At 58.7% G+C, this 19884-nt stretch carries 23 protein-coding genes; 8 read left to right on the top strand and 15 right to left on the bottom strand.

The features are described from left to right. From L463_RS20045 to L463_RS20095, 11 genes are all read right to left on the bottom strand, one after another. Nucleotides 1-1692, bottom strand: a complete 1692-nt coding sequence (locus L463_RS20045) for a glycosyltransferase family 2 protein (protein WP_032104193.1) — start codon at nt 1690-1692, stop codon at nt 1-3. After that, complete coding sequence (locus L463_RS20050) at nt 1683-2033, bottom strand: ApeI family dehydratase (protein WP_017693835.1); 351 nt, start codon at nt 2031-2033, stop codon at nt 1683-1685. The genes L463_RS20045 and L463_RS20050 overlap by 10 nt, the downstream gene beginning before the upstream one ends. Beyond that, complete coding sequence (locus L463_RS20055) at nt 2020-3366, bottom strand: AMP-binding protein (protein ID WP_032104194.1); 1347 nt, start codon at nt 3364-3366, stop codon at nt 2020-2022. Before L463_RS20055 ends, L463_RS20050 begins: the two co-directional genes overlap by 14 nt. Then, nucleotides 3359-3958, bottom strand: a complete 600-nt coding sequence (locus L463_RS20060) for a COG4648 family protein (protein ID WP_023304569.1) — start codon at nt 3956-3958, stop codon at nt 3359-3361. The genes L463_RS20055 and L463_RS20060 overlap by 8 nt, the downstream gene beginning before the upstream one ends. After that, nucleotides 3930-4181, bottom strand: coding sequence for an acyl carrier protein (locus tag L463_RS20065; RefSeq protein WP_003861262.1), 252 nt, complete (start codon nt 4179-4181; stop codon nt 3930-3932). The genes L463_RS20060 and L463_RS20065 overlap by 29 nt, the downstream gene beginning before the upstream one ends. Before the next feature lie 11 nt (nt 4182-4192). Continuing rightward, the gene (locus L463_RS20070) at nt 4193-4450 is read right to left on the bottom strand and encodes a phosphopantetheine-binding protein (protein ID WP_003861263.1); all 258 of its coding nucleotides are present in this window, start codon (nt 4448-4450) and stop codon (nt 4193-4195) included. Further along, nucleotides 4431-5246: a lysophospholipid acyltransferase family protein gene (locus L463_RS20075; protein ID WP_023304568.1), complete on the bottom strand. Its 816-nt coding sequence runs from the start codon at nt 5244-5246 to the stop codon at nt 4431-4433. The genes L463_RS20070 and L463_RS20075 overlap by 20 nt, the downstream gene beginning before the upstream one ends. Then, on the bottom strand, nt 5243-5965 hold the full coding sequence (locus tag L463_RS20080) for a beta-ketoacyl synthase chain length factor (protein ID WP_032103650.1): 723 nt from the start codon (nt 5963-5965) through the stop codon (nt 5243-5245). Before L463_RS20080 ends, L463_RS20075 begins: the two co-directional genes overlap by 4 nt. 125 nt (nt 5966-6090) lie before the next feature. Beyond that, nucleotides 6091-7140, bottom strand: a complete 1050-nt coding sequence (locus L463_RS20085) for an AI-2E family transporter (protein WP_003861270.1) — start codon at nt 7138-7140, stop codon at nt 6091-6093. Nucleotides 7141-7275: 135 nt separating this feature from the next. After that, nucleotides 7276-7833, bottom strand: a complete 558-nt coding sequence (locus L463_RS20090; protein ID WP_003861272.1) for a DcrB family lipoprotein — start codon at nt 7831-7833, stop codon at nt 7276-7278. Nucleotides 7834-7905: 72 nt separating this feature from the next. Next, nucleotides 7906-8571, bottom strand: coding sequence for a 7-cyano-7-deazaguanine/7-aminomethyl-7-deazaguanine transporter (locus tag L463_RS20095; RefSeq protein ID WP_003861274.1), 666 nt, complete (start codon nt 8569-8571; stop codon nt 7906-7908). Nucleotides 8572-8740: 169 nt separating this feature from the next. Here L463_RS20095 and tusA point away from each other — a divergent pair, with 169 nt between their 5' ends. The 4 genes from tusA to L463_RS20115 all read left to right on the top strand — a co-directional run bounded on the left by tusA (nt 8741) and on the right by L463_RS20115 (nt 12008). Next, entirely contained in the window at nt 8741-8983 is a 243-nt protein-coding gene (gene tusA / locus L463_RS20100; protein ID WP_000130627.1) for a sulfurtransferase TusA, read from the top strand. 234 nt (nt 8984-9217) lie between these two features. Continuing rightward, on the top strand, nt 9218-10189 hold the full coding sequence (locus L463_RS20105) for a TRAP transporter substrate-binding protein (RefSeq protein WP_032103649.1): 972 nt from the start codon (nt 9218-9220) through the stop codon (nt 10187-10189). A 12-nt stretch (nt 10190-10201) separates the two neighbouring features. Further along, the gene (locus tag L463_RS20110; RefSeq protein ID WP_032103648.1) at nt 10202-10711 is read left to right on the top strand and encodes a TRAP transporter small permease; all 510 of its coding nucleotides are present in this window, start codon (nt 10202-10204) and stop codon (nt 10709-10711) included. Nucleotides 10712-10721: 10 nt separating this feature from the next. Next, nucleotides 10722-12008, top strand: coding sequence for a TRAP transporter large permease (locus tag L463_RS20115; protein ID WP_015571481.1), 1287 nt, complete (start codon nt 10722-10724; stop codon nt 12006-12008). 99 nt (nt 12009-12107) lie between these two features. Here L463_RS20115 and zntA read toward each other — a convergent pair whose 3' ends face one another. Next, nucleotides 12108-14279 carry a Zn(II)/Cd(II)/Pb(II) translocating P-type ATPase ZntA gene (zntA, locus tag L463_RS20120; protein ID WP_032103646.1) on the bottom strand — a complete coding sequence of 724 codons (2172 nt, stop codon included), beginning with the start codon at nt 14277-14279 and terminating at the stop codon, nt 12108-12110. 76 nt (nt 14280-14355) lie between these two features. Beyond that, nucleotides 14356-14982 carry a lysoplasmalogenase gene (locus L463_RS20125; RefSeq protein WP_003861515.1) on the bottom strand — a complete coding sequence of 209 codons (627 nt, stop codon included), beginning with the start codon at nt 14980-14982 and terminating at the stop codon, nt 14356-14358. Nucleotides 14983-15111: 129 nt separating this feature from the next. Between L463_RS20125 and L463_RS20130 the strand changes: the two genes are divergently transcribed. After that, nucleotides 15112-15471: a DUF2500 domain-containing protein gene (locus tag L463_RS20130; RefSeq protein WP_032103644.1), complete on the top strand. Its 360-nt coding sequence runs from the start codon at nt 15112-15114 to the stop codon at nt 15469-15471. Nucleotides 15472-15554: 83 nt separating this feature from the next. On the opposite strand, the gene L463_RS20135 is transcribed toward L463_RS20130, so the two are convergent. Both L463_RS20135 and rsmD read right to left on the bottom strand, forming a co-directional pair. Then, complete coding sequence (locus L463_RS20135; RefSeq protein ID WP_015571478.1) at nt 15555-15836, bottom strand: DUF1145 family protein; 282 nt, start codon at nt 15834-15836, stop codon at nt 15555-15557. After that, nucleotides 15820-16422 (bottom strand): 16S rRNA (guanine(966)-N(2))-methyltransferase, encoded by a 603-nt coding sequence (gene rsmD / locus L463_RS20140; RefSeq protein WP_015571477.1) that lies wholly within the window; start codon nt 16420-16422, stop codon nt 15820-15822. Before rsmD ends, L463_RS20135 begins: the two co-directional genes overlap by 17 nt. 127 nt (nt 16423-16549) lie before the next feature. Here rsmD and ftsY point away from each other — a divergent pair, with 127 nt between their 5' ends. Genes ftsY through ftsX form a run of 3 tightly spaced genes read left to right on the top strand, consistent with a single transcriptional unit; the run spans nt 16550 to nt 19726 of the window. After that, nucleotides 16550-18010, top strand: coding sequence for a signal recognition particle-docking protein FtsY (gene ftsY, locus L463_RS20145; RefSeq protein ID WP_015571476.1), 1461 nt, complete (start codon nt 16550-16552; stop codon nt 18008-18010). 2 nt (nt 18011-18012) lie between these two features. Further along, nucleotides 18013-18678, top strand: coding sequence for a cell division ATP-binding protein FtsE (gene ftsE / locus L463_RS20150; protein WP_006812284.1), 666 nt, complete (start codon nt 18013-18015; stop codon nt 18676-18678). Beyond that, the gene (gene ftsX / locus L463_RS20155; protein ID WP_017384126.1) at nt 18671-19726 is read left to right on the top strand and encodes a permease-like cell division protein FtsX; all 1056 of its coding nucleotides are present in this window, start codon (nt 18671-18673) and stop codon (nt 19724-19726) included. The genes ftsE and ftsX overlap by 8 nt, the downstream gene beginning before the upstream one ends. Nucleotides 19727-19884 lie beyond the last annotated feature (158 nt).

The following is a 19884-nucleotide window of genomic DNA, read 5'->3' as shown; positions in this document are numbered from 1 at the left end:
TTACTCCTTCTCGTTGACCTCTGGCAGCTGCCAGAAATCGAAAAAATTAAACCAGTCGAGCGGCGACAAGAGCGCGTAATGCTCCAGCCGCTGCGCATAGCGGTCGACGGTCTGCTGTAGCGCCTGCTGGCGTTCGCCGCGCGGCAGCAGCAGCGGGTCGGCAAACGGCTCGCAGTGCAGGGTCAGCTTTCCCTGCTGACAGAGGGCAAAAATCAGCACCACCGGGCAGCGCAAAATGGACGCCAGGATAAATGGCCCCTGCGGGAACGGCGCGGGCTGGCCCATAAATTCGCTCCATATCACCCGCCAGCTACCGCCGCGCTGCGGGGTGACGGCGATGCGATCGCCCACGATCGCCACCCATTCGCCGCGATCCAGCTTCTCTTTAATGAGGATGGCAGTCTCCGGGCCAATGTCGGTGACCGGCATCAGGTGAATGCCCGCCTGCGGTGCCATCTCCTCCATCACCTGCTTAAAGCGTCTGGCGTTGTCGCTAAAGACCAGCGCGTTGATGGTTTTTGCCCCTTCGCGCTGGACCAGCGCCCGACAGGCTTCCACATCGCCAAGATGCGACGCGAGCAGCAGTTTGCCCTGAGGATCGTCGAGCCCCAGCGCCTCCTGCGCGCCTGGCGCAAAGACCAGATCGCGATGGAGTTTCATTTCGCCGCGCCAGCTGGCCACTTTATTCAGCATGGCATGACCGAAGCGCAGGAAGTGGGAAAAACTGTTAAGCCGCGCGGGTTGCGGCATTTGCCGCTGTGCCATCACCGTTTTAACCCGCGCCAGCCACTGCTGCGACGCCTGACGCGCAGAGCGGGCGGTCAGCCAGTAGACGGCGGTAACCGGCCACAGCAGGGCGGTAAACGCCTTACGCCCCAGCAACTGCCAGACGCGCAGCATCAGGCGCATGCCCCATAATCCTTTTACCTCCTGCTGCTGCGCCCAGTGCTGTGAGCGGCGACGCATCAGCAGGGAAGGAATGCGCGGCAGCATGCCGAGAAACAGACGGGTATGCATCAACGAGATGCGCACGTTGTCTTTCAGGGCATCGAAATGGGATACCCCGTCCGGCGGATAGGTTACGCGGGTGGGCAGAAAATAGCTGGTGTTGCCCTGCCAGTAGAGGCGCACCATCACTTCGGTATCAAAATCCATTCGCCTGCCGAGCGGCGTGGTTGCTGCAAGGCGCAGAACCGGGGCTATCGGGTAAACGCGAAACCCGCACATACTGTCTTTCAGTTGCAGGGAGAGGGTTTCAATCCAGACCCAGACGTGCGTTATCCAGCGCCCGTACAGGCGCGAACGGGGGATTGAGTCATCGTAAACGGGCTGCCCGGAAATGAGCGCATCGGGATGACGCCCGGCCAGCGCCAGCAGTTTGGGAATGTCCTCGATAGCGTGCTGGCCGTCAGCGTCCACCTGAACGGCGTGGGTGAAGCCGCGATCGGCGCAGGCTTTCAGCCCCTGCATCACCGCCGCGCCTTTGCCGCTGTTTTCGGCCAGCCGCAGCAGTGTCATCTGCGGACGATCCGCCGCCAGCGCTTCAAGCGTGCGGCGCGTGGTTTCATCGCTGCCGTCGTCCACCACCAGACAGGGCAGATCGAAAGGTGCCAGGCGCGCCAGCACCGAAGCCATCATCGCCCCGTGGTTGTAGCAGGGGATCAGCACGCAGGGACGGAAGGTTACTGACATAAGCGAATCTTCCCGCTGCTGGCGGTGTGGCGCTCGTTACCCGCATGGCGCTGGTAGCTAAAGGTCAGCAACTGGCGTTCAGGCTGCCAGGCAAGGAGCAGCGTGACCGTGTTCTCCGGCAACAGCGGGGCGGCGAACTTCACGTTCTGAATACTGTGAAAACGGTAGCCCGACGCCAGCGCGGCGGCGTAATGCATCACCCAGTCGAGCTGCGCCACGCCCGGCAGCAGCGGCTGTACGGCGAAATGTCCCTTAAACCAGAGCAGGTCAGGATCAAGATAAAAGGTTATCTCCAGATGCTGTGGATCGGGCTGGAGGCGCCCGATTTCAGGGATCTTCATGAAACAACTCCTGTAGCTGCGCAGTCACGCGCTTGTTCATGCTGTTGACCGGGATTTCATCAACGATCCGCCAGTAGCGCGGTACGGCAACCGGTTCAAGCCAGGGGCGAAGGGCGCGTCGCCAGGCGAGCTCCTGCGCTGTTTTGCTCTGTTCGTGTTGCTGACGCACCGCTTCATTCAGCACCAGCAATACGCCAATGCCCTGACGCCCGCCGCGCGTCACCGTCAGCGCGGCGGCCTCGCGGATGCCGTCCAGCGCCAGCAGGCGGTGCTCAATGTCATCGAGTGAAATGCGCTTATCTTCAATTTTGACCACCCGACCACGACGCCCGACGAGGCTGAACTGCCCGTCAGCCGTGAAGTGCAGGATATCATCCAGCACGATTCCCTCCGCCTCGGGGATCAGCGGCGACGTCACGCGATCGCCGTGAAACGTCACGCCGGGAAAAGGCTGCCAGCGCGTGCTTTCCTCCTGACGGTAGCGCCAGGCCATTACGCCCGTTTCCGTGCTGCCGTATATTTCATCCGGCCAGACGTTGAGCCAGGCCTGAACCGCGGCGACCTCCTGCCAGGGCAGCGCGCCGCCGGCGGAGACGAGCAGGTTGACGGGGGGCGGCGTCAGCGACGCGTCCAGCCGCTTGAGAAACGCCGGACTGCTGATGAAAAGGTAGCGTTTATCGTCGGGAAGGGCAGAGAGCTGCTCGGCATAGTTGAGCAGGCTGGCATGCAGCGGCAGGCCGAGCGCCATGGGTAAGACAACACGAAACGTCAGGCCATACAGGTGGTGCAGCACCACGGAAGCCACGACGTGACAGCCCGCCAGACGCTCGCCAAAATGCGCCGCCAGCAGACGAGCCTCACGATCAAGGCTGACCACCGGCTTACTTACCCGCTGCGGCGTGCCGGTCGAGCCGGAGGTGTAAAGCTCGATCGTGCGCGTCTCACCGATGGCTGGCAGCGGTGAAAAGGGATGGCCTGCCCGCTGCGCGGAAGCCACCCGCAGCTGTCGCCCCTGAAAATCGAGCGTGGTGTCGCTCAGGACGCCGCTGAACAGCGCCCGCTGTTCGTTAAGCTGCGCCGCCCGGCTGTGCCCGGGGAGGACCGGCGTTTTACCCGCATGCAGCGTCGCCAGCAGCGCGACAATAAACAGATAACCGTTTTCGATGCACAACGCCCAGCGTTCGCCATCTTCACGACGCAGCGTGTCGACCAACTGAGTGACGTCGTGGCGCAGATCGCCAAGCGTCCAGAGATGGTCGTCCTGCCAGGCGACAGGGGTGTCGTCAGGGCGGGGCGCACTGAGCCACTGGCTAAGCGGAAGAGGGTTAAGCATCGTTTTTCATCGCCCGTTGTCGCACCACCCACTCGCCAGCCATCAGCGTGCCCATCAGGAGATAGGCAATCATCCCATTCCACAGCGTCCACAGACGGATATCGGCGTGTAATACGGTAAACAGCGCGATCGCCCCGTTGATAATAAAAAAGCCGCACCAGACCTGGGTAACCCGGCGCGTGTAACGTACCCCGACGGGGGAGAGATCCGGTTCACGCAGGCGCGCCAGCCGTTCAACGACAGGCATTGCCGTCCACAGCGAACCGCCAAACACCACCAGCATCACCAGATTCACCACCACCGGATATAACAGCACCCACTGGTGAGCGTGCAGGACGTAGCTCGCCGCGCAAAGCGCTATGCCAGCCAGCGCCACGCTCACGAACAGATAACGCAGGGGGCCGCCCTGCCGACGGGCCTGGCAGACGCGCAACAGCAGCACCAGCGCCATCACGGGCAGTATCCCGTGCAGGCTATTATTCGCCAGCCCGAAGCCGATCAAAAACGGCCATGCCAGCAGCATCAGCCCCGTCAGGGCGGGAAGAACTGGAATCGAACGCACGTTACGCGTCGCGCTGAAGCTGTTCCACAACGTCCACGACGTCCTGCACCGTGCGCACCGCTTTGAAGGTTTCAGGCTTGATTTTATGGCCCGTTTTCTTTTGCAGGTGCACCACCATATCGACGGCATCAATGCTGTCGAGGTCCAGATCCTCGTAAAGACGTGCCTCAGGGGTAATATCCTCCGGGGCGATTTCAAACAGCGTAATAAGAAGCGCAGAGACTTCCTGATAAATCGTTTGTTGTTCTGTCATAGCGGTCATTCTCAGGCGCGTTGTTGATGGATAAAAGCCGCGAGCGTGGCAACGGAATAGAAGTGCTGACGCATCTCGTCACTTTCGGCAGAAAGCACTACGCCGTACTGATTTTTTACCGCCAGCCCCAGCTCAAGGGCGTCGATTGAGTCCAGACCGAGGCCGTCGCCAAAGAGCGCGGCGTCTGTATCAATATCCTCTGGGGTAAGTTCTTCCAGATTCAGCGTAGAGATAATGAGATTCTTAATTTCAAGATAGAGCGCTTGCATCTTTCGTTCCTGACAAAGATTGAAGACCGGTTGTTAACTGATGCTGCATATGCCGGTTTAACTGCCTTGCTGCCAGCGCGGGTTCGTGCTGACTCGCATCATAAAAATCATGAATGTTGATGCGTTCGCGAACATCCACGGTGAAAACAGGTTTGTTGGGGGGCACGTTATACCAGCTGCTCTGTTTATCAAGCATCCGTTCGCTACAGTGGATCACCACCACGCGCACGGCGCTGTTGCAGCGAACGGCGATATTCGCCGCCCCACGTTGCAGGGTCATGGCTTCCCCCACCCGGGTGCGGGTGCCTTCAGGGAAGATAAGCAGGGTGTCGCCCTGGGCCAGACGCTGCTGGCTTGCGGCAAGCAGCGTGTCGGCTTCGCTGTTAATCAGATAGTCAGCCGCGCGGATCACGCCGCTGACGAACGGGTTACGCAGCAACGCGCTTTTCACCAGACAGTCGGTTTCGTTCATCACCGACGCCAGCAGAACGTAGTCCAGCAGCGAGGGATGATTCGCAATCACCAGACAGCCCCGCTCGGCGCGCAGAACGTCCAGGTTGTTGAAACGGTAATCCAGTACCCCTGCACCGCGTACCACCGCGAGGAACAGGCGAAAACTGGCAGAAATAGTGCGGCGTGCCAGGCGGCGACGTTGAGTGCGGTCGCGCTGGAAAATCAGCAGCAGGTTAAACCACACCAGCGACAGCGTCAGCCCGCCGAGGCCGAACAGGACGAAGCACAATCCGGTCATCAGCATCCGCCATATCCGATCGAGGCGGGAACGTAACCCTCTCATTGGCGCGTCCATTGCCACAGCAGGCGCTCGCCCGGCAGGGTAAACTGGCGCTCGTCCCGCAGGTAATGGCGCAGGAACTGGAGGCTTTGCGGCAGCGCGGGCTCTTCAGGCGTGCGGTTGACGTGCGTTTCACAGCTGAGCGTATTTCCCGCCTCAATCACCAGCGCCAGCGCGTAGGGCCAGACGGGCATCTGCGGCGGCAGCCCGGCGTGATAAAAATCAGGCAGCAGACCGTCGAAATCCACCAGCAACACGCGGGAGTAGCCCGCATGCAGCAGGCTCAGCACGTCGCACAAGCTCTGCTGGAAGGTATCCATACCGGCGGAAACCGACGAAGAGACAACAGGCTGACGCGCGGCGATAGTGAGATTGCCGACCGCCGAGTTGTGTACCGACATGGCAAAATCGGTGGGGGAAACGGGCTGTTCTGCCGCCAGGGTCTGGAGAATACGGAAATTGCGCTCCAGCTCCCCATGACGGCTACTGTAGACGACGGCATCGATGCGGTGTTTGCGCAGCATCATCAGGCCAAGATCGACGGCCAGCCTGCTGCCTGAATTCAGGCGGCGGGCGGTCATCATCGGCAGATCGGTCAGTTTCGCCAGCGGTGCAGCGGGATCGATGGCGTCAGACCGGCGTGACCATGCCTGCCATTCGTCGGCATCGCTGAGTCCTGGCGCTCTTGCCTGCCAGTCGATAAGGGTAAGTGTAAATTTCATCTACGCGCGTCCGCGATAAACCTGTTTCTGTGACTTTTTCTTCGCCAGCGCGATTTGCTGCGCACATCGTACAATGTTGTCGTCGCGCTGGCGAATAAACGTCACTTTTGACCCTTTCCACCCGGTTATCCCGGCAAACGGCTTTTTGGCCGACCCGGACCCAGAAGAATGGCGAGTTTACTGCCTCCTTTCGTGGTTTCCATCCAGATTTTACAGACGCTGGTGAGCGGCACGGAGAGCAGCATGCCCACCGGACCCAGCAGCCATCCCCAGATCAGTAACGATAAAAACACCACCATCGTCGACATGCCCAGACGGTGGCCCATCATGCGCGGCTCAAGAATGTTACCCAGCACCATATGCACGACAAGGAACAGCGCCCCTACCAGCATGCACTCATAAAAACCGTTAAACAGGAACGCCTGGATCATCGGCGGAACGGCGGAAAGCACCGCGCCGATATTGGGTACGTAGTTTAGTAAAAAGGCCAGCACGCCCCACATCAGCGCGAACTGCACGTCCAGCAGTACCAGCCCCAGCCAGACGATCACGCCGGTCCACAGGCTTAACAGCGTTTTCAGCGCCAGATATTTGGATACGCCCTTCAGCGCACGGTGCAAGCCGGCAATGTGGATCTGAGGATTGTTCAGGGCAAAACGCAGTTTATACGGCACGTGGCGTACTTCGAACAGCATAAACACCACCGTCATCACCAGCAGCAGAATGCTGGCCATTGCCCCGGAAAGCCCGGTCATCAACGTGGTGGCGTAGGTCATCACCTTCTCGGAATCCATCCGACGCAGCATCCGTTCCGGTGAGATATGCAGATTCACGAACGGCAACATGCGCTGAAGATCGACCAGCTTGCGCGTCAGCTCTTTATTGTACTGCGGCAGCATGGTGGAAAATTCGCTCAGCGAGGCGGCGAGCACGCCGAACAGCGCCGTCAGGACAACCAGCATCACCATCACCACAATGGTAATCGCGACCGGGCGGCTGATGCCCCGGCGTAAAAACCATGTCACCAGCGGGTTGAGCACAATGGCGAAAAACAGCGCCAGCAGAAGCTGAACAATGATATCCGCCGCCGCGTGGATACCCGCAAGGATAACCACCAGGCAGGCAAGTTTTAATAAAATATGAAGTCCGGCTTTGTCGGGCGGGCTGGCAGTCATAAGAATTCCTTTTTCCGGGGGGCGTGTTAATTGTAGTGCGCCGGATGGGCTTCGTCTGGCGTGTTAGTCTGAAAGTCGTGGCAAAAAAATGGCCCCCGGCGCAAGCGACGGAGGCCACGGCATCCTGGTGAACGATTACTGGATCACGAGGGTGTTAATGATGTTTTCAGCGGCGGTCTGCGCTTTCTGCTGATTGTCTGCCGGCAGGGTGATCTGCATGGTCAGCAGTTTATTGTCCACCTTGCCGAGCACCACGGAGGAGTAGGCGGTCTGGCCTTTGGCAGAGATGATGCTGTCCAGCTGTTGCAGCGTGTGGCCTTTCAGTTCAACAGACTTGTTGGTGACCACCTGAAGCTGCGGGTCGCGGCTGCGCTGCTGATCTTCCAGGCGTTTGGCCAGCACGCCAAGATCTTCGCTGGTATCGTCACCGACGATCACAATCACCGCTTTTTGGCCGGTGGCATCGGAATAGACGTGCATATTGTTCGCCTGGGTACCCAGCTTACCGCTCTGGTCGGTCATGTCCGCAGGCAGAGAGAAACTGAGTTTGCCATCCATCAGGCTCACCGGCTGACCGGTGGCGTTGCTTTCTGCTGACGCGCCCTGAGCAGGCGTTTTGGTGTCGCTGTTATCACAGGCTGCAAGGCCAACAACCAGCAGGCCAATCCCGACATATTTAACCAGATTGCGCATTGACTTCTTCCTTTCGATAAACGGCCATAACGGCTCATTCGTTCATCTTATCACAACTGATAAAGCGAACCCTTAACCTGCCTGCAATGCGGAGATTTCAGATTTATCTGCCAGCCTTTTCAGCAGCATATTCAACAGTACGCCGTACATCGGCAGGAAGAAGACCAGGCTGATAAGCACCTTAAAGGCGTAGTCCACCAGAGCGATTTCCATCCAGTGTTCTGCCATGAAGGCGTCCGGGCTGCGCCAGAAGGCGATGAAGAAGAAGGCCAGCGTATCGCTCACGTTACCGAACAGCGTGGAGGCCGTTGGTGCCATCCACCAGCGATGGTTTTGACGCAGGCGGTTAAACACGTGGACATCGAGGATCTGCCCCAGGGCATAAGCCATAAAGCTGGCGGTGGCAATACGCGCGACGAACAGGTTGAAGTGCGTCAGCGCTTCGAAGCCCTGCCAGCTGCCCATGTAAAACAGCGAGGAGATGGCGTAGGAGACAAACAGTGCCGGGATCATCACCGCAAAAATAATCCGCCGCGCCAGCGGTGCGCCAAAAATACGCACGGTTAAATCCGTCGCGAGGAAAATAAACGGGAAACTGAACGCGCCCCAGGTGGTATGGAAACCAAAAATGGAGATGGGGAGCTGTACCAGATAGTTACTGGAGATGATCACCAGCAGATGAAATAGCGAAAGCCAGAACAACGCCTTGACGCGCTGCGATTGTGTAAAGGAGTTCATATTGTACCTTTTTGATTAATATTTGGGGTGAGGGAACCCAATAAAGCCGCCGCATGATACTGCTTTGACGACACTTTGCAATGGCTAATTTTCACGCAATCGTTAACCTGGTTTGCATTGGCGATAGCGGGGCGTAAACTACAGCCGTTTTTACCTGAACGAGAAGAAAATGACCGACCTGTTTTCCAGCCCAGACCACACGCTTGATGCTCAGGGCCTCCGTTGCCCGGAGCCGGTAATGATGGTGCGTAAAACCGTCCGTAACATGCAGAGTGGCGAAACGCTGCTGATCGTCGCCGATGACCCGGCTACCACCCGTGATATCCCCGGCTTTTGTACCTTTATGGAACATGAACTGGTGGCGCAGCAAACCGAGACCTTGCCGTACCGGTATTTGATTCGTAAGGGGTAAGTGCGGCCTGACGCCCGGCGGCGCTTCGCTTGCACGGGCCTACGGGTGTAGTAGGTCGGGTAAGGCGCAGCCGCCACCCGACAAGTACCCATCACAATTTCGAACCATCGTTTCAAAATTTCGCGCTTTTTGTGAGGCGCTTCACCCTCCCTTTTCCAGCCGTAGTCTAATTTTTAAGCGTCAAAAACTAAAACATCGTTTTAACGCTTATCTCACTACCCTGGAGTTGACTCAATGAAAACGACCCTCAAGCCGTTACTGGCCGCGCTGTGTCTGTCTGCTTTCGCCTGCACCGTTTCTGCCCAGACCATTAAAGCCGCCGATGTGCATCCCGAAGGCTACCCGAACGTGGTGGCGGTTCAGCACATGGGTGAAAAACTCAAACAACAAACCGATGGCAAGCTGGAGATTAAGGTCTTCCCCGGCGGCGTGCTGGGGGATGAAAAGCAGATGATTGAGCAGGCGCAGATGGGGGCGATCGACATGATCCGCGTCTCTATGGCGCCGGTGGCCGCCATCCTGCCGGATATCGAAGTGTTTACGCTGCCCTACGTATTCCGCGATGAAGACCACATGCACAAGGTGATCGACGGGGATATCGGCAAGCAGATTGGCGACAAACTCACCGCCAACCCGAAATCGCGTCTGGTCTTTCTTGGCTGGATGGACTCCGGCACCCGTAACCTGATCACCAAAGAGCCGATCGTCAAACCGGACGATCTGAAAGGGAAGAAAATCCGCGTGCAGGGCAGCCCGGTGGCGCTGGCCACGCTGAAAGCGATGGGGGCAAACTCGGTGGCGATGGGCGTCAGCGAGGTTTACAGCGGCATGCAGACCGGGGTGATCGACGGCGCGGAGAACAACCCGCCAACCTTTATCGCCCACAACTACATGCCTGTCGCCAAAAACTACACGCTGAGCGGCCACTTCATCACCCCGGAAATGCTGCTCTACTCCAAAGTGAAATGGGACAAACTGAGCGCTGACGAACAGCAAAAGATCCTGACGCTGGCTCGCGAAGCGCAGTTCGAGCAGCGCAAGCTGTGGAATGCGTATAACGACCAGGCGCTGGCAAAAATGAAGGCCGGTGGGGTGCAGTTCCACGACATCGATAAAACGGTGTTTATCAAGGCGACAGAGCCGGTGCGCGCGCAGTATGGCGACAAGCATCAGGATCTGATGAAAGCCATCGCTGACGTTCAGTAAGCCGGAGTACGTATGTCCGAACTCTACCTGAAGTGGATGGACCGTCTGTACCTGCTCGCCATGGTGCTGGCGGGTCTCTCGCTACTGGTGATGACGATTGTGATCCCCATTGGCATCTTCTCTCGCTATGTGCTCAATCGCGGCGAATCCTGGCCGGAGCCGATCGCCATTATCTGCATGGTGACGTTTACCTTTATCGGCGCGGCGGTGAGCTACCGCGCCGGGTCGCATATTGCGGTCAACATGCTCACCGACCGCCTGCCCGCGTCGCTGCAAAGAGTGTGCGCGCGGGTGGTGGATCTGCTGATGCTACTGATTTCAGGCCTGATGTGCTGGTACAGCTACTGGCTGTGCGTCGAGCTGTGGGAGCAGCCGGTGGCGGAGTTTCCGCTCCTGACCTCCGGCGAAAGCTATCTGCCGCTGCCTGTCGGGTCGGCCATTTTGATCCTGTTTGTGCTTGAACGCCTGCTGTTTGGCTCGCAGGAAAACCGTCCGGTCGTGCTGATCGGCAATCACAGTTAAGGGGTGAACAATGGATGCGTTTGTTTTGTTATTCACCCTCGCCATTTTGCTGGCGCTGGGGATGCCGGTGGCCTTCGCCGTCGGCTTAAGCGCCGTGGCGGGCGCGCTGTGGATTGACCTGCCGCTGGAGGCGCTGATGATCCAGATCACCAGCGGGGTGAATAAATTTACCCTGCTGGCGATCCCGTTCTTCATTCTTGCCGGGGCGATCATGGCGGAAGGGGGCATTGCCCGACGGCTGGTTAACTTCGCGTACGTTTTTGTCGGCTTTATACGCGGCGGGCTGTCGCTGGTGAACATCGTGGCATCAACGTTCTTCGGCGCGATTTCCGGCTCGTCGGTGGCGGATACGGCGTCTATCGGCAGCGTGATGATCCCGGAGATGGAGAAGAAGGGCTATCCGCGCGAATACGCGGCGGCGGTGACGGCCAGCGGGTCGGTGCAGGCGATCCTGATCCCGCCCAGCCACAACTCGGTGATTTACTCCCTGGCGGCGGGGGGAACGGTCTCCATCGCCACGCTGTTTATCGCGGGCGTGCTGCCGGGCCTGCTGCTGGGCGTGAGCCTGATGGTGCTCTGCCTGTGCTTCGCCCGCAAGCGCGGCTATCCGAAGGGGGACAAAATCCCGTTCAGGCAGGCGCTGAAAATCATGCTCGATGCCCTGTGGGGGCTGATGACGGTGGTGATTATCCTCGGCGGGATCTTGTCCGGGATCTTCACGGCGACCGAATCTGCCGCCGTGGCCTGCCTGTGGGCGTTCTTCGTCACCATGTTCATTTACCGCGATTACAAGTGGAATGAACTGCCGAAGCTGATGTGTCGCACGGTGAAAACCGTCACCATCGTGATGATTTTGATTGGCTTTGCCGCGGCGTTTGGCGCGGTAATGACCTACATGCAGCTGCCGATGCGCATCACCGAATTCTTCACGTCGCTCTCCGATAACAAATACGTGATCCTCATGTACCTCAATATCATGCTGCTGTTGATTGGCACGCTAATGGACATGGCGCCGATCATCCTGATCCTGACCCCGGTACTGCTGCCGGTGACCAACTCGCTGGGGATCGATCCGGTGCATTTCGGAATGATCATGATGGTGAACCTGGGGATTGGGCTGATCACGCCGCCGGTCGGGTCGGTGCTGTTCGTGGCGAGCGCGGTGAGTAAGCAGAAGATCGAGCACGTGGTGCGGGCGATGCTGCCGTTTTACGGTATGTTGCTGGTAGTGCTGGGGATGGTGACATACATCCCGGCGATATCATTGTGGTTGCCGGGGGTGCTAGGGATGCAGTGACGCCGTTTTATGCCGGGTGGCGGCTACGCCTTACCCGGCCTACGGTTACGGTTCAGAGATGTTGTAGGCCCGGTAAGGCGTAGCCGCCACCGGGCATTTTTACCGACGGCGCAACAGCCGCAACGCGTTCGCCGTAACCAGCACCGTCGCCCCCGTATCCGCCAGTACCGCCAGCCACAGTCCGGTCATGCCGAGCAGCGTGGTGACCAGGAAAATCCCCTTCAGACCCAGCGCAATGCCGATGTTCTGCCGAATATTAGCCCGCGTCGCCCGCGCAAGATCTATCATCTGCGCCAGCCCGGTCAGGCGGTTGTGCGTCAGCGCCGCGTCGGCGGTCTCCAGCGCCACGTCGGTGCCGCTGCCCATCGCAATGCCGATGGTGGAAGCCTTCATTGCCGGGGCGTCGTTTATCCCGTCCCCGACCATCGCCAGCGGGGCATGACCGTTCAGCTCGGTTACCGCGCTGACTTTATCCGCAGGCAACAATCCGGCCTTAAACTCCAGCCCCAGCTCGCCGGCAATCGCCGCCGCCGCGCGCGGGTTATCCCCGGTCAGGATCACGCCCTGTACCCCCAGCCTGTGCAGCGCGTCGACGGCGTCTTTCGCATCGTCACGCAGGGTGTCGCGCAGCGCCAGCATGCCCATCGGTACACCGTCCTGCATCACGGCAACGACCGTCTGCCCGGCCTGCTCTAATGCCTCAACCTGTGGATTAGGGAACGCGCCTGCCGCGGCGATTAGCACTTTTTTGCCTTCGACCACAGCCTCAATCCCTGACCCGACCAGCGCTCGCTGGGCGGTTGCCGGAGGGATGGTCAGCCCGCGCCCCTTCGCTTCACGCACAATCGCCTGCGCCAGCGGGTGGGTGGAGCCCTGCTCCACGGCAGCGGCCAGCGTCAGCAGGGCGTCTTCACTGATGTCCTGCGGATACACGCCGGTCACCTGCGGCTTGCCGACGGTCAGCGTGCCGGTTTTATCGAAGGCGATGTGCTGAACCTGGCTCAGCTGTTCCAGCGCCGCGCCGCCCTTAATCAGCGCCCCGCGACGTGCCGCCGCCGCCAGCCCTGAGGTAATCGCCGCCGGGGTGGAGATCACCAGCGCACACGGACAGCCGATCAGCAGCAGCGTCAGCCCTTTGTAAATCCAGCCCTCCCACGGCGCGCCGAAGAACAGCGGCGGGACGACGGTGACCAGCAGCGCCACCAGCATGATGGAGGGGGTGTAAATCCGGCTGAAGCGATCGATAAAGCGTTCTACCGGCGCGCGGCGCTCCTCGGCTTCTTCTATCAGCCTGAGGATGCGGTCGATGGCGCTGTCGCCCGGTTCGGAAAGGACCGTCAGCAGCACCAGTCGGTCGACGCTGGTGGCGCCCGCAGGCACCTTTTCACCTGCCGCGCGCGCTACCGGGATGGATTCCCCGGTCAGGGCGCTTTCGTCAAAGCTCGCGGTGGCGGTAATGAGGGTCCCATCGGCTGGCAGACGTCCGCCTGCGGGCACTTCAATCACGTCGCCCGGGCGCAGGGTATTGATGGCGACCGTTTCACGCTGACCATGAATAACCCGCGTGGCGGTTTCCGGCTTCAGCGCCATCAGCGCGCTCACCCCTTTACGCGCCCGGCTCGCCGCCCAGCCCTCAAGGCGTTCGCCAATTAAGAACAGCAGCAGCACCATGGCCGCTTCCGCCGTCGCGCCAATAAACAGCGCCCCGATAGCCGCCACGCTCATCAGCGTTTCGATGGCAAACCAGCTGCCGCTTCTCATCAGACGCAGCGCCTGACGCGCAATCGGGAACAGGCCAACCAGCGTGGTGGCGATAAACGCCAGGTTGCCGAACGGGTGGTTGATTTGCTCCAGCCCCCAGCTCAGGGCCATCATGATGATGAGGGTAATGAGCGGCAGATTTTCTTTTAGCGGGGACGTTTTTTCTGCGGGCGCCGTTTCGCTGCGCAGGGTATAACCCGCTTTGCTGACGGCGGCTTCAACCTGTCTGCTGACGTCGTTTTCGGCGCTGACCAGCAGCTTTTCGGTAGCGAACAGCACCTGAACGTGTTTCACACCCGGCACCTGCTTCACCGCATTTTCCACTTTGCGGGCGCAGGCCGCGCAGTCCATGCCGTTGACCACCCAGCTATAGTGATTGCCGTTTTCAGGCAGCGCTTCGGTCCGGGTTTCGCACGCGCCCTCGCAGCAGCAGTCCTCTTTTGGCGGAACCGGGCTGAGCTTAAGTGCCGAGAATTGGGGAACTTTTTTAGGTATTTCTGGAGTCGACATGGCAGTCTCCGGTAATGATAATTTTCTCATTAACCGCAGCATACACTCTGGAGTCGACTCCAGAGTCAAGCGTTATTTAGATATACAGCGAACGCACAATCAGGAAGTGTCCGGCAAAGTAACAGGCGGCGGAAATCGCATTATCCGCACGGAAGCGGCGACGATAGTGGCTGCCCAGCCAGACGATATTACCCAACAGCAACAGTGCGGCACCGAAGAACGCAGACATTGCCGGAGCGGTCGGACGGAAGAACCACAGCTCGCCCGCCAGCCACACCATCACCAGCGTCATGGCGATAAACGTACAGACCGGGAGACGCATCTCTTCCAGACGCGACCAGATCACCGCGATCAGCAGGGCGCCAATCACCAGCAGCACCAGCGGCAGCGGCCAGAAGAAGGAGAGCGTCATCTGGCTGGCAAAGTAGATGGTATAGAGCAGATGCGACAGGAAGAATGCCCCCACGGCGTACAGCAGGCGCTGGCGTGGCAGCAGGGTTAAGGCATCGCCAATCAGGGAAGCACACAGCCCCGCGAGGACAAGATAGCTAACGGCGTTAAACATCGGGGCCTGCCAGGCAAGCAACAGCAGGAGTAATAGCGTGACGGGTTTAAACAACCAGCGCTGCCAGGCTGGGCCACGGTAAGACGCATCGACGTAAAGCCATGCGGAAAAACAGACAGCGATAAATGACCAAAGCATATTAACTCCCTGTAACTGTTGAGGCTGAATGATCAGTTCCTGATCCAGTGTAGTGACGCGAGCGGGCGTTTGGCAATGCCGGGGCAGGCGAGGTATCCTGAATTCCGCATAATCTGATGGGATTTTTCAATGAGCAAGATGCCGCTGTTTTTCATTATCGTGGTGGCGATTATCGTCATTGCCGCCTCGTTTCGCTTCGTGCAGCAGCGCCGTGAGAAGGCCGACAATGACGCCGCGCCGCTGATGCAAAAGCGCGTGGTGGTGACGAACAAGCGTGAGAAACCGCTTAACGACCGCCGCTCCCGCCAGCAGCAGGTGACGCCTGCGGGCACAACGATACGCTATGAAGCGAGCTTTAAGCCGGAAACCGGCGGGCTGGAGATGACCTTCCGCCTGGAGGCGCAGCAGTACCACCAGTTGACGGTGGGGGAGAAAGGCACGCTGAGCTACAAAGGGTCGCGGTTTGAAGGATTTGAACCGGAGCTGTAATTTTCCCCTCACCCCGGCCCTCTCCCAAGGGGAGAGGGTGTAATCATCCCCTCTCCCCTTGGGAGAGGGTTAGGGTGAGGGGCCTACTTCTTCACCTGCGCCTTAAACTTCTTCATCCACACCAGCAGCTCAAACACGCCGAAAATAAACACCCGCAGCTGCTGCCAGCCGGTCATCGGTGGGCCATCTTTCGGCAGGCCGTTTTTCAGCATCACCATCTGCAAGGCATGCATGAACGCGGTAAAAATCAGCGCCACGTTAATAAAGATATTCAGCGGACGCGGGAACGGGTGCACCAGATTCAAAATCAAAAATGCCCAGACGCCCAGCATCAGCACGCGCCCTACGTTAATCAGTACTGGCATCGGATCCTCCTTGTGCCTGACGGTGATACAGACGATAAGCCACCTGGCCGGCGACCTTCTCGCGGTGCAGATCCCAGTGAACGGGAACGGGCGGCAGGCCATTTTCCACTTCGCTTTCAACGTAAATCAGCGCGTCGTCTGCCAGCCAGCCATTTTTTTCCAGCAACGATAATGTCTCTTCCAGCAGCCCTTTACGGAACGGCGGGTCAACAAACACCACGTTGAACGGCGTCCCCTGTTGGGCGAGGAAGCTCAGCGTGTTGGTATTCACCACTTTCGCGTTGGTTGCCTTTAGCGTAGCCAGATTTTGCTGCAACGTCTGCGCGACGCCGCGCTCCATCTCCAGCAGCGTGGCGCTGGCGGCATAACGCGACAGCGCTTCCAGCCCCAATGCACCGCTTCCGGCGAAGCAGTCCAGGCAGTTGGCGTCTACCATAGACGGGGCGAGCCAGTTAAACAGCGTCTCGCGAACGCGGTCCGTGGTGGGGCGTAAACCGGGGCTGTCCGGCACCGGTAATTTCCGGCCTCGCCACTGACCGCCGATAATGCGAATTTGACCGGCCGGGGCGCGGGTGGGTTTCTTCATCTCAGGAAAGCTCTGTTAACCATTGCCCTGCGATTGCGGGCGGTGATGTCAATTAAGTAAAGTGTTAGACTATTTCATCATTTTTTTAGCTTCCCTGTATATAGCGCCGCGAGGAGTGTAGTCGCAGATGGCAAAACAAAAAAAACGTGGCTTCTTTTCCTGGTTGGGTTTCGGTGAAAAAGAGCAAGAAACAGAACAGAAAACCGAAGAACAGCAGGTTGTAGAAGAGCCGTCACAGCCTGAAACGCCTGTCGAAACCGCTGCGGTTGTCGAAGCGGAAGAGCCAGCCCACAGCAAAGAAGAGATTGAATCCTTTGCCGAAGAGGTGGTTGAGGTTACTGAACAGGTTCAGGAGAGCGAAAAACCAGAGCCGGTTATCGTTGAAACCCTTAACGAAGCGCCGCAGGCCACTATCGAACACGAAGAGCTGCCGCTGCCGGAAGAGGTGAAAGCTGAAGAGGTTTCTGCCGAAGAGTGGCAGGCCGAAGCGGAAACCGTTGAAATTGTTGAGGCGGTGGAAGAAGAAGCGGCCCTTGAGCCAGAGCTGACCGACGAAGAGCTGGAAGCCCAGGCGCTGGCGGCGGAAGCGGCTGAAGAAGCGGTCATCGTCGTGCCGGTGGAAGCGCAGGCCGAAGAAGAGATCGTTCAGGAGCAGGAAAAACCGACCAAAGAAGGTTTCTTTGCGCGCCTGAAGCGCAGCCTGCTCAAAACCAAAGAAAACTTAGGTTCCGGATTTATCAGTCTGTTCCGCGGCAAAAAGATCGACGACGATCTGTTTGAGGAGCTGGAAGAGCAGCTGCTGATTGCGGACGTGGGCGTGGAAACCACCCGGAAGATCATCGCCAACCTGACCGAAGGGGCGAGCCGCAAACAGCTGCGTGACGCCGAGGCGCTGTACGGCCTGCTGAAAGACGAGATGGGTGAAATTCTCGCAAAAGTTGACGAACCGCTTAATATTGAAGGCAAAATGCCGTTTGTTATCCTGATGGTTGGCGTCAACGGCGTGGGCAAAACCACCACCATCGGCAAGCTGGCGCGCCAGTTTGAGCAGCAGGGCAAATCGGTGATGCTGGCGGCGGGCGATACCTTCCGTGCGGCAGCGGTGGAACAGCTTCAGGTGTGGGGCCAGCGCAACAATATTCCGGTTATTGCTCAGCACACCGGCGCGGATTCCGCGTCCGTGATTTTCGATGCCATCCAGGCGGCGAAGTCGCGTAACGTGGACGTGCTGATTGCGGATACCGCAGGGCGTTTGCAGAACAAATCGCACCTGATGGAAGAGCTGAAGAAAATCGTTCGCGTCATGAAGAAGCTGGACGAAGATGCACCGCATGAAATTATGCTGACTATCGACGCCAGCACCGGACAGAACGCCATCAGCCAGGCGAAACTGTTCCATGAAGCGGTAGGACTGACCGGGATCGCGCTGACCAAGCTGGACGGGACCGCGAAAGGCGGGGTGATCTTCTCCGTGGCCGACCAGTTCGGCATTCCTATCCGTTACATCGGTGTGGGCGAGCGTATTGAGGATTTACGTCCGTTTAAAGCGGACGACTTTATTGAGGCACTATTTGCCCGAGAGGACTAACAATGATTCGCTTTGAACACGTCAGCAAGGCCTATCTCGGCGGGAGACAAGCGCTACAGGGGGTGACATTCCACCTCCAGCCAGGCGAGATGGCATTCCTGACCGGCCATTCCGGCGCGGGGAAAAGTACCCTGCTCAAGCTGATCTGTGGGATCGAGCGGCCAAGCGCCGGGAAAATCTGGTTCAGCGGCCATGAAATTAGCCGTCTTAAGAACCGTGAAGTACCGTTCCTGCGTCGTCAGATTGGCATGATTTTCCAGGATCACCACCTGCTGATGGATCGCACGGTTTTCGATAACGTCGCGATCCCGCTGATTATTGCTGGCGCCAGTTACGATGATATCCGCCGTCGCGTTTCGGCGGCGCTGGATAAGGTCGGGCTGCTGGACAAAGCGAAGAACTTCCCGATCCAGCTCTCCGGCGGTGAGCAGCAGCGCGTGGGTATCGCCCGCGCGGTAGTGAACAAGCCTGCCGTTTTGCTGGCGGATGAACCGACCGGTAACCTGGACGATGCCCTCTCTGAAGGGATCCTGCGTCTGTTTGAGGAATTTAACCGCGTGGGGGTCACGGTACTGATGGCGACGCACGACATGGGGCTGATCTCCCGCCGTTCGTACCGCATGCTGACCCTGAGCGACGGGCATTTGCACGGAGGCCACGGTGAATAAGCGTGATGCAATGAACCAGATTCGGCAGTTCAGCAACCGGTTTGACCGTTTCCGCAAGCCTCAGGGCGGCGGGGACGGCAATCGCAATGCGCCTAAGCGTGCCAAAGCGGCACCGAAACCGAACTCCCGCAAAACCAACGTCTTTAACGAGCAGGTGCGGTACGCCTTCCAGGGCGCGTTGCAGGATCTGAAAAGCAAACCGCTGGCGACGTTCCTGACGGTGATGGTGATTGCCATCTCCCTGACGCTGCCCAGCGTCTGCTACATGGTTTACAAAAACGTAAACCAGGCGGCGTCCCAATACTATCCGTCGCCGCAGATCACCGTTTATCTGGATAAAGCCCTCGACGATAACGCGGCGGCTCAGGTGGTGGGGCAGATTCAGGCCGAGCAGGGCGTGGAGAAGGTGAACTATCTTTCCCGCGATGAAGCGCTGGGTGAGTTCCGCAACTGGTCCGGATTCGGCGGCGCGCTGGATATGCTTGAAGAGAACCCGCTGCCCGCCGTGGCGGTGGTGATCCCGAAACTCGATTTCCAGGGCACGGATTCGCTCAACACCCTGCGCGACCGCATTACCCGCATTAACGGGATTGATGAAGTGCGCATGGACGACAGCTGGTTTGCCCGTCTTGCCGCCCTGACCGGGCTGGTAGGACGCGTGTCGGCGATGATCGGCGTGCTGATGGTGGCGGCGGTGTTCCTCGTCATCGGTAATAGCGTGCGCCTGAGCATCTTCGCCCGTCGCGATACCATCAACGTGCAGAAACTGATTGGCGCAACGGATGGTTTCATCCTCCGCCCGTTCCTTTACGGCGGCGCGTTATTAGGTTTTTCTGGTGCATTTCTTTCATTGATATTGTCAGAAATTTTGGTGATGCGGCTGTCGTCTGCCGTGACTGAAGTGGCGCAGGTTTTCGGAACTAAGTTTGATATCAGTGGCTTAGGGTTCGATGAGTGCCTGCTGTTGCTGCTGGTGTGCTCCATGATCGGCTGGGTGGCGGCATGGCTGGCAACGGTTCAACATTTACGCCACTTTACTCCCGACTAATAAAAGCGTGATATAATCTTTCCCTGCACCGAGATGTTCGCTTGCAGGGAAAGCGTCCCTGTTGTCTCTTCCCCTGTAATCATCTTCATGTCACATTTTGTGCGTAATTTATTCACTGTTGCACCTGGAACTTGTGGATAAAATCACTGTCTGATAAA

This window comes from Enterobacter sp. BIDMC 27 (assembly GCF_000534415.1).
Taxonomy (GTDB): Bacteria; Pseudomonadota; Gammaproteobacteria; order Enterobacterales; family Enterobacteriaceae; genus Enterobacter; species Enterobacter hormaechei_C.
Note: the sequence above shows the minus strand (reverse complement) of the source record. Positions and strands in the feature narration are given on the sequence as shown.

What these genes read in the sequence shown, in the direction of transcription:
- L463_RS20075 (WP_023304568.1), bottom strand. Translation starts at nt 5,246, where the DNA reads ATGAGAGGGTTACGTTCCCGCCTCGATCGGATATGGCGGATGCTGATG.
- L463_RS20055 (WP_032104194.1), bottom strand. Translation starts at nt 3,366, where the DNA reads ATGCTTAACCCTCTTCCGCTTAGCCAGTGGCTCAGTGCGCCCCGCCCT.
- L463_RS20065 (WP_003861262.1), bottom strand. Translation starts at nt 4,181, where the DNA reads ATGACAGAACAACAAACGATTTATCAGGAAGTCTCTGCGCTTCTTATT.
- L463_RS20105 (WP_032103649.1), top strand. Translation starts at nt 9,218, where the DNA reads ATGAAAACGACCCTCAAGCCGTTACTGGCCGCGCTGTGTCTGTCTGCT.
- zntA (WP_032103646.1), bottom strand. Translation starts at nt 14,279, where the DNA reads ATGTCGACTCCAGAAATACCTAAAAAAGTTCCCCAATTCTCGGCACTT.
- L463_RS20085 (WP_003861270.1), bottom strand. Translation starts at nt 7,140, where the DNA reads ATGACTGCCAGCCCGCCCGACAAAGCCGGACTTCATATTTTATTAAAA.
- L463_RS20130 (WP_032103644.1), top strand. Translation starts at nt 15,112, where the DNA reads ATGAGCAAGATGCCGCTGTTTTTCATTATCGTGGTGGCGATTATCGTC.
- ftsE (WP_006812284.1), top strand. Translation starts at nt 18,013, where the DNA reads ATGATTCGCTTTGAACACGTCAGCAAGGCCTATCTCGGCGGGAGACAA.
- tusA (WP_000130627.1), top strand. Translation starts at nt 8,741, where the DNA reads ATGACCGACCTGTTTTCCAGCCCAGACCACACGCTTGATGCTCAGGGC.
- L463_RS20125 (WP_003861515.1), bottom strand. Translation starts at nt 14,982, where the DNA reads ATGCTTTGGTCATTTATCGCTGTCTGTTTTTCCGCATGGCTTTACGTC.
- L463_RS20095 (WP_003861274.1), bottom strand. Translation starts at nt 8,571, where the DNA reads ATGAACTCCTTTACACAATCGCAGCGCGTCAAGGCGTTGTTCTGGCTT.
- L463_RS20090 (WP_003861272.1), bottom strand. Translation starts at nt 7,833, where the DNA reads ATGCGCAATCTGGTTAAATATGTCGGGATTGGCCTGCTGGTTGTTGGC.
- L463_RS20115 (WP_015571481.1), top strand. Translation starts at nt 10,722, where the DNA reads ATGGATGCGTTTGTTTTGTTATTCACCCTCGCCATTTTGCTGGCGCTG.
- rsmD (WP_015571477.1), bottom strand. Translation starts at nt 16,422, where the DNA reads ATGAAGAAACCCACCCGCGCCCCGGCCGGTCAAATTCGCATTATCGGC.
- L463_RS20080 (WP_032103650.1), bottom strand. Translation starts at nt 5,965, where the DNA reads ATGAAATTTACACTTACCCTTATCGACTGGCAGGCAAGAGCGCCAGGA.
- ftsY (WP_015571476.1), top strand. Translation starts at nt 16,550, where the DNA reads ATGGCAAAACAAAAAAAACGTGGCTTCTTTTCCTGGTTGGGTTTCGGT.
- L463_RS20070 (WP_003861263.1), bottom strand. Translation starts at nt 4,450, where the DNA reads ATGCAAGCGCTCTATCTTGAAATTAAGAATCTCATTATCTCTACGCTG.
- L463_RS20135 (WP_015571478.1), bottom strand. Translation starts at nt 15,836, where the DNA reads ATGCCAGTACTGATTAACGTAGGGCGCGTGCTGATGCTGGGCGTCTGG.
- L463_RS20045 (WP_032104193.1), bottom strand. Translation starts at nt 1,692, where the DNA reads ATGTCAGTAACCTTCCGTCCCTGCGTGCTGATCCCCTGCTACAACCAC.
- L463_RS20110 (WP_032103648.1), top strand. Translation starts at nt 10,202, where the DNA reads ATGTCCGAACTCTACCTGAAGTGGATGGACCGTCTGTACCTGCTCGCC.
- L463_RS20050 (WP_017693835.1), bottom strand. Translation starts at nt 2,033, where the DNA reads ATGAAGATCCCTGAAATCGGGCGCCTCCAGCCCGATCCACAGCATCTG.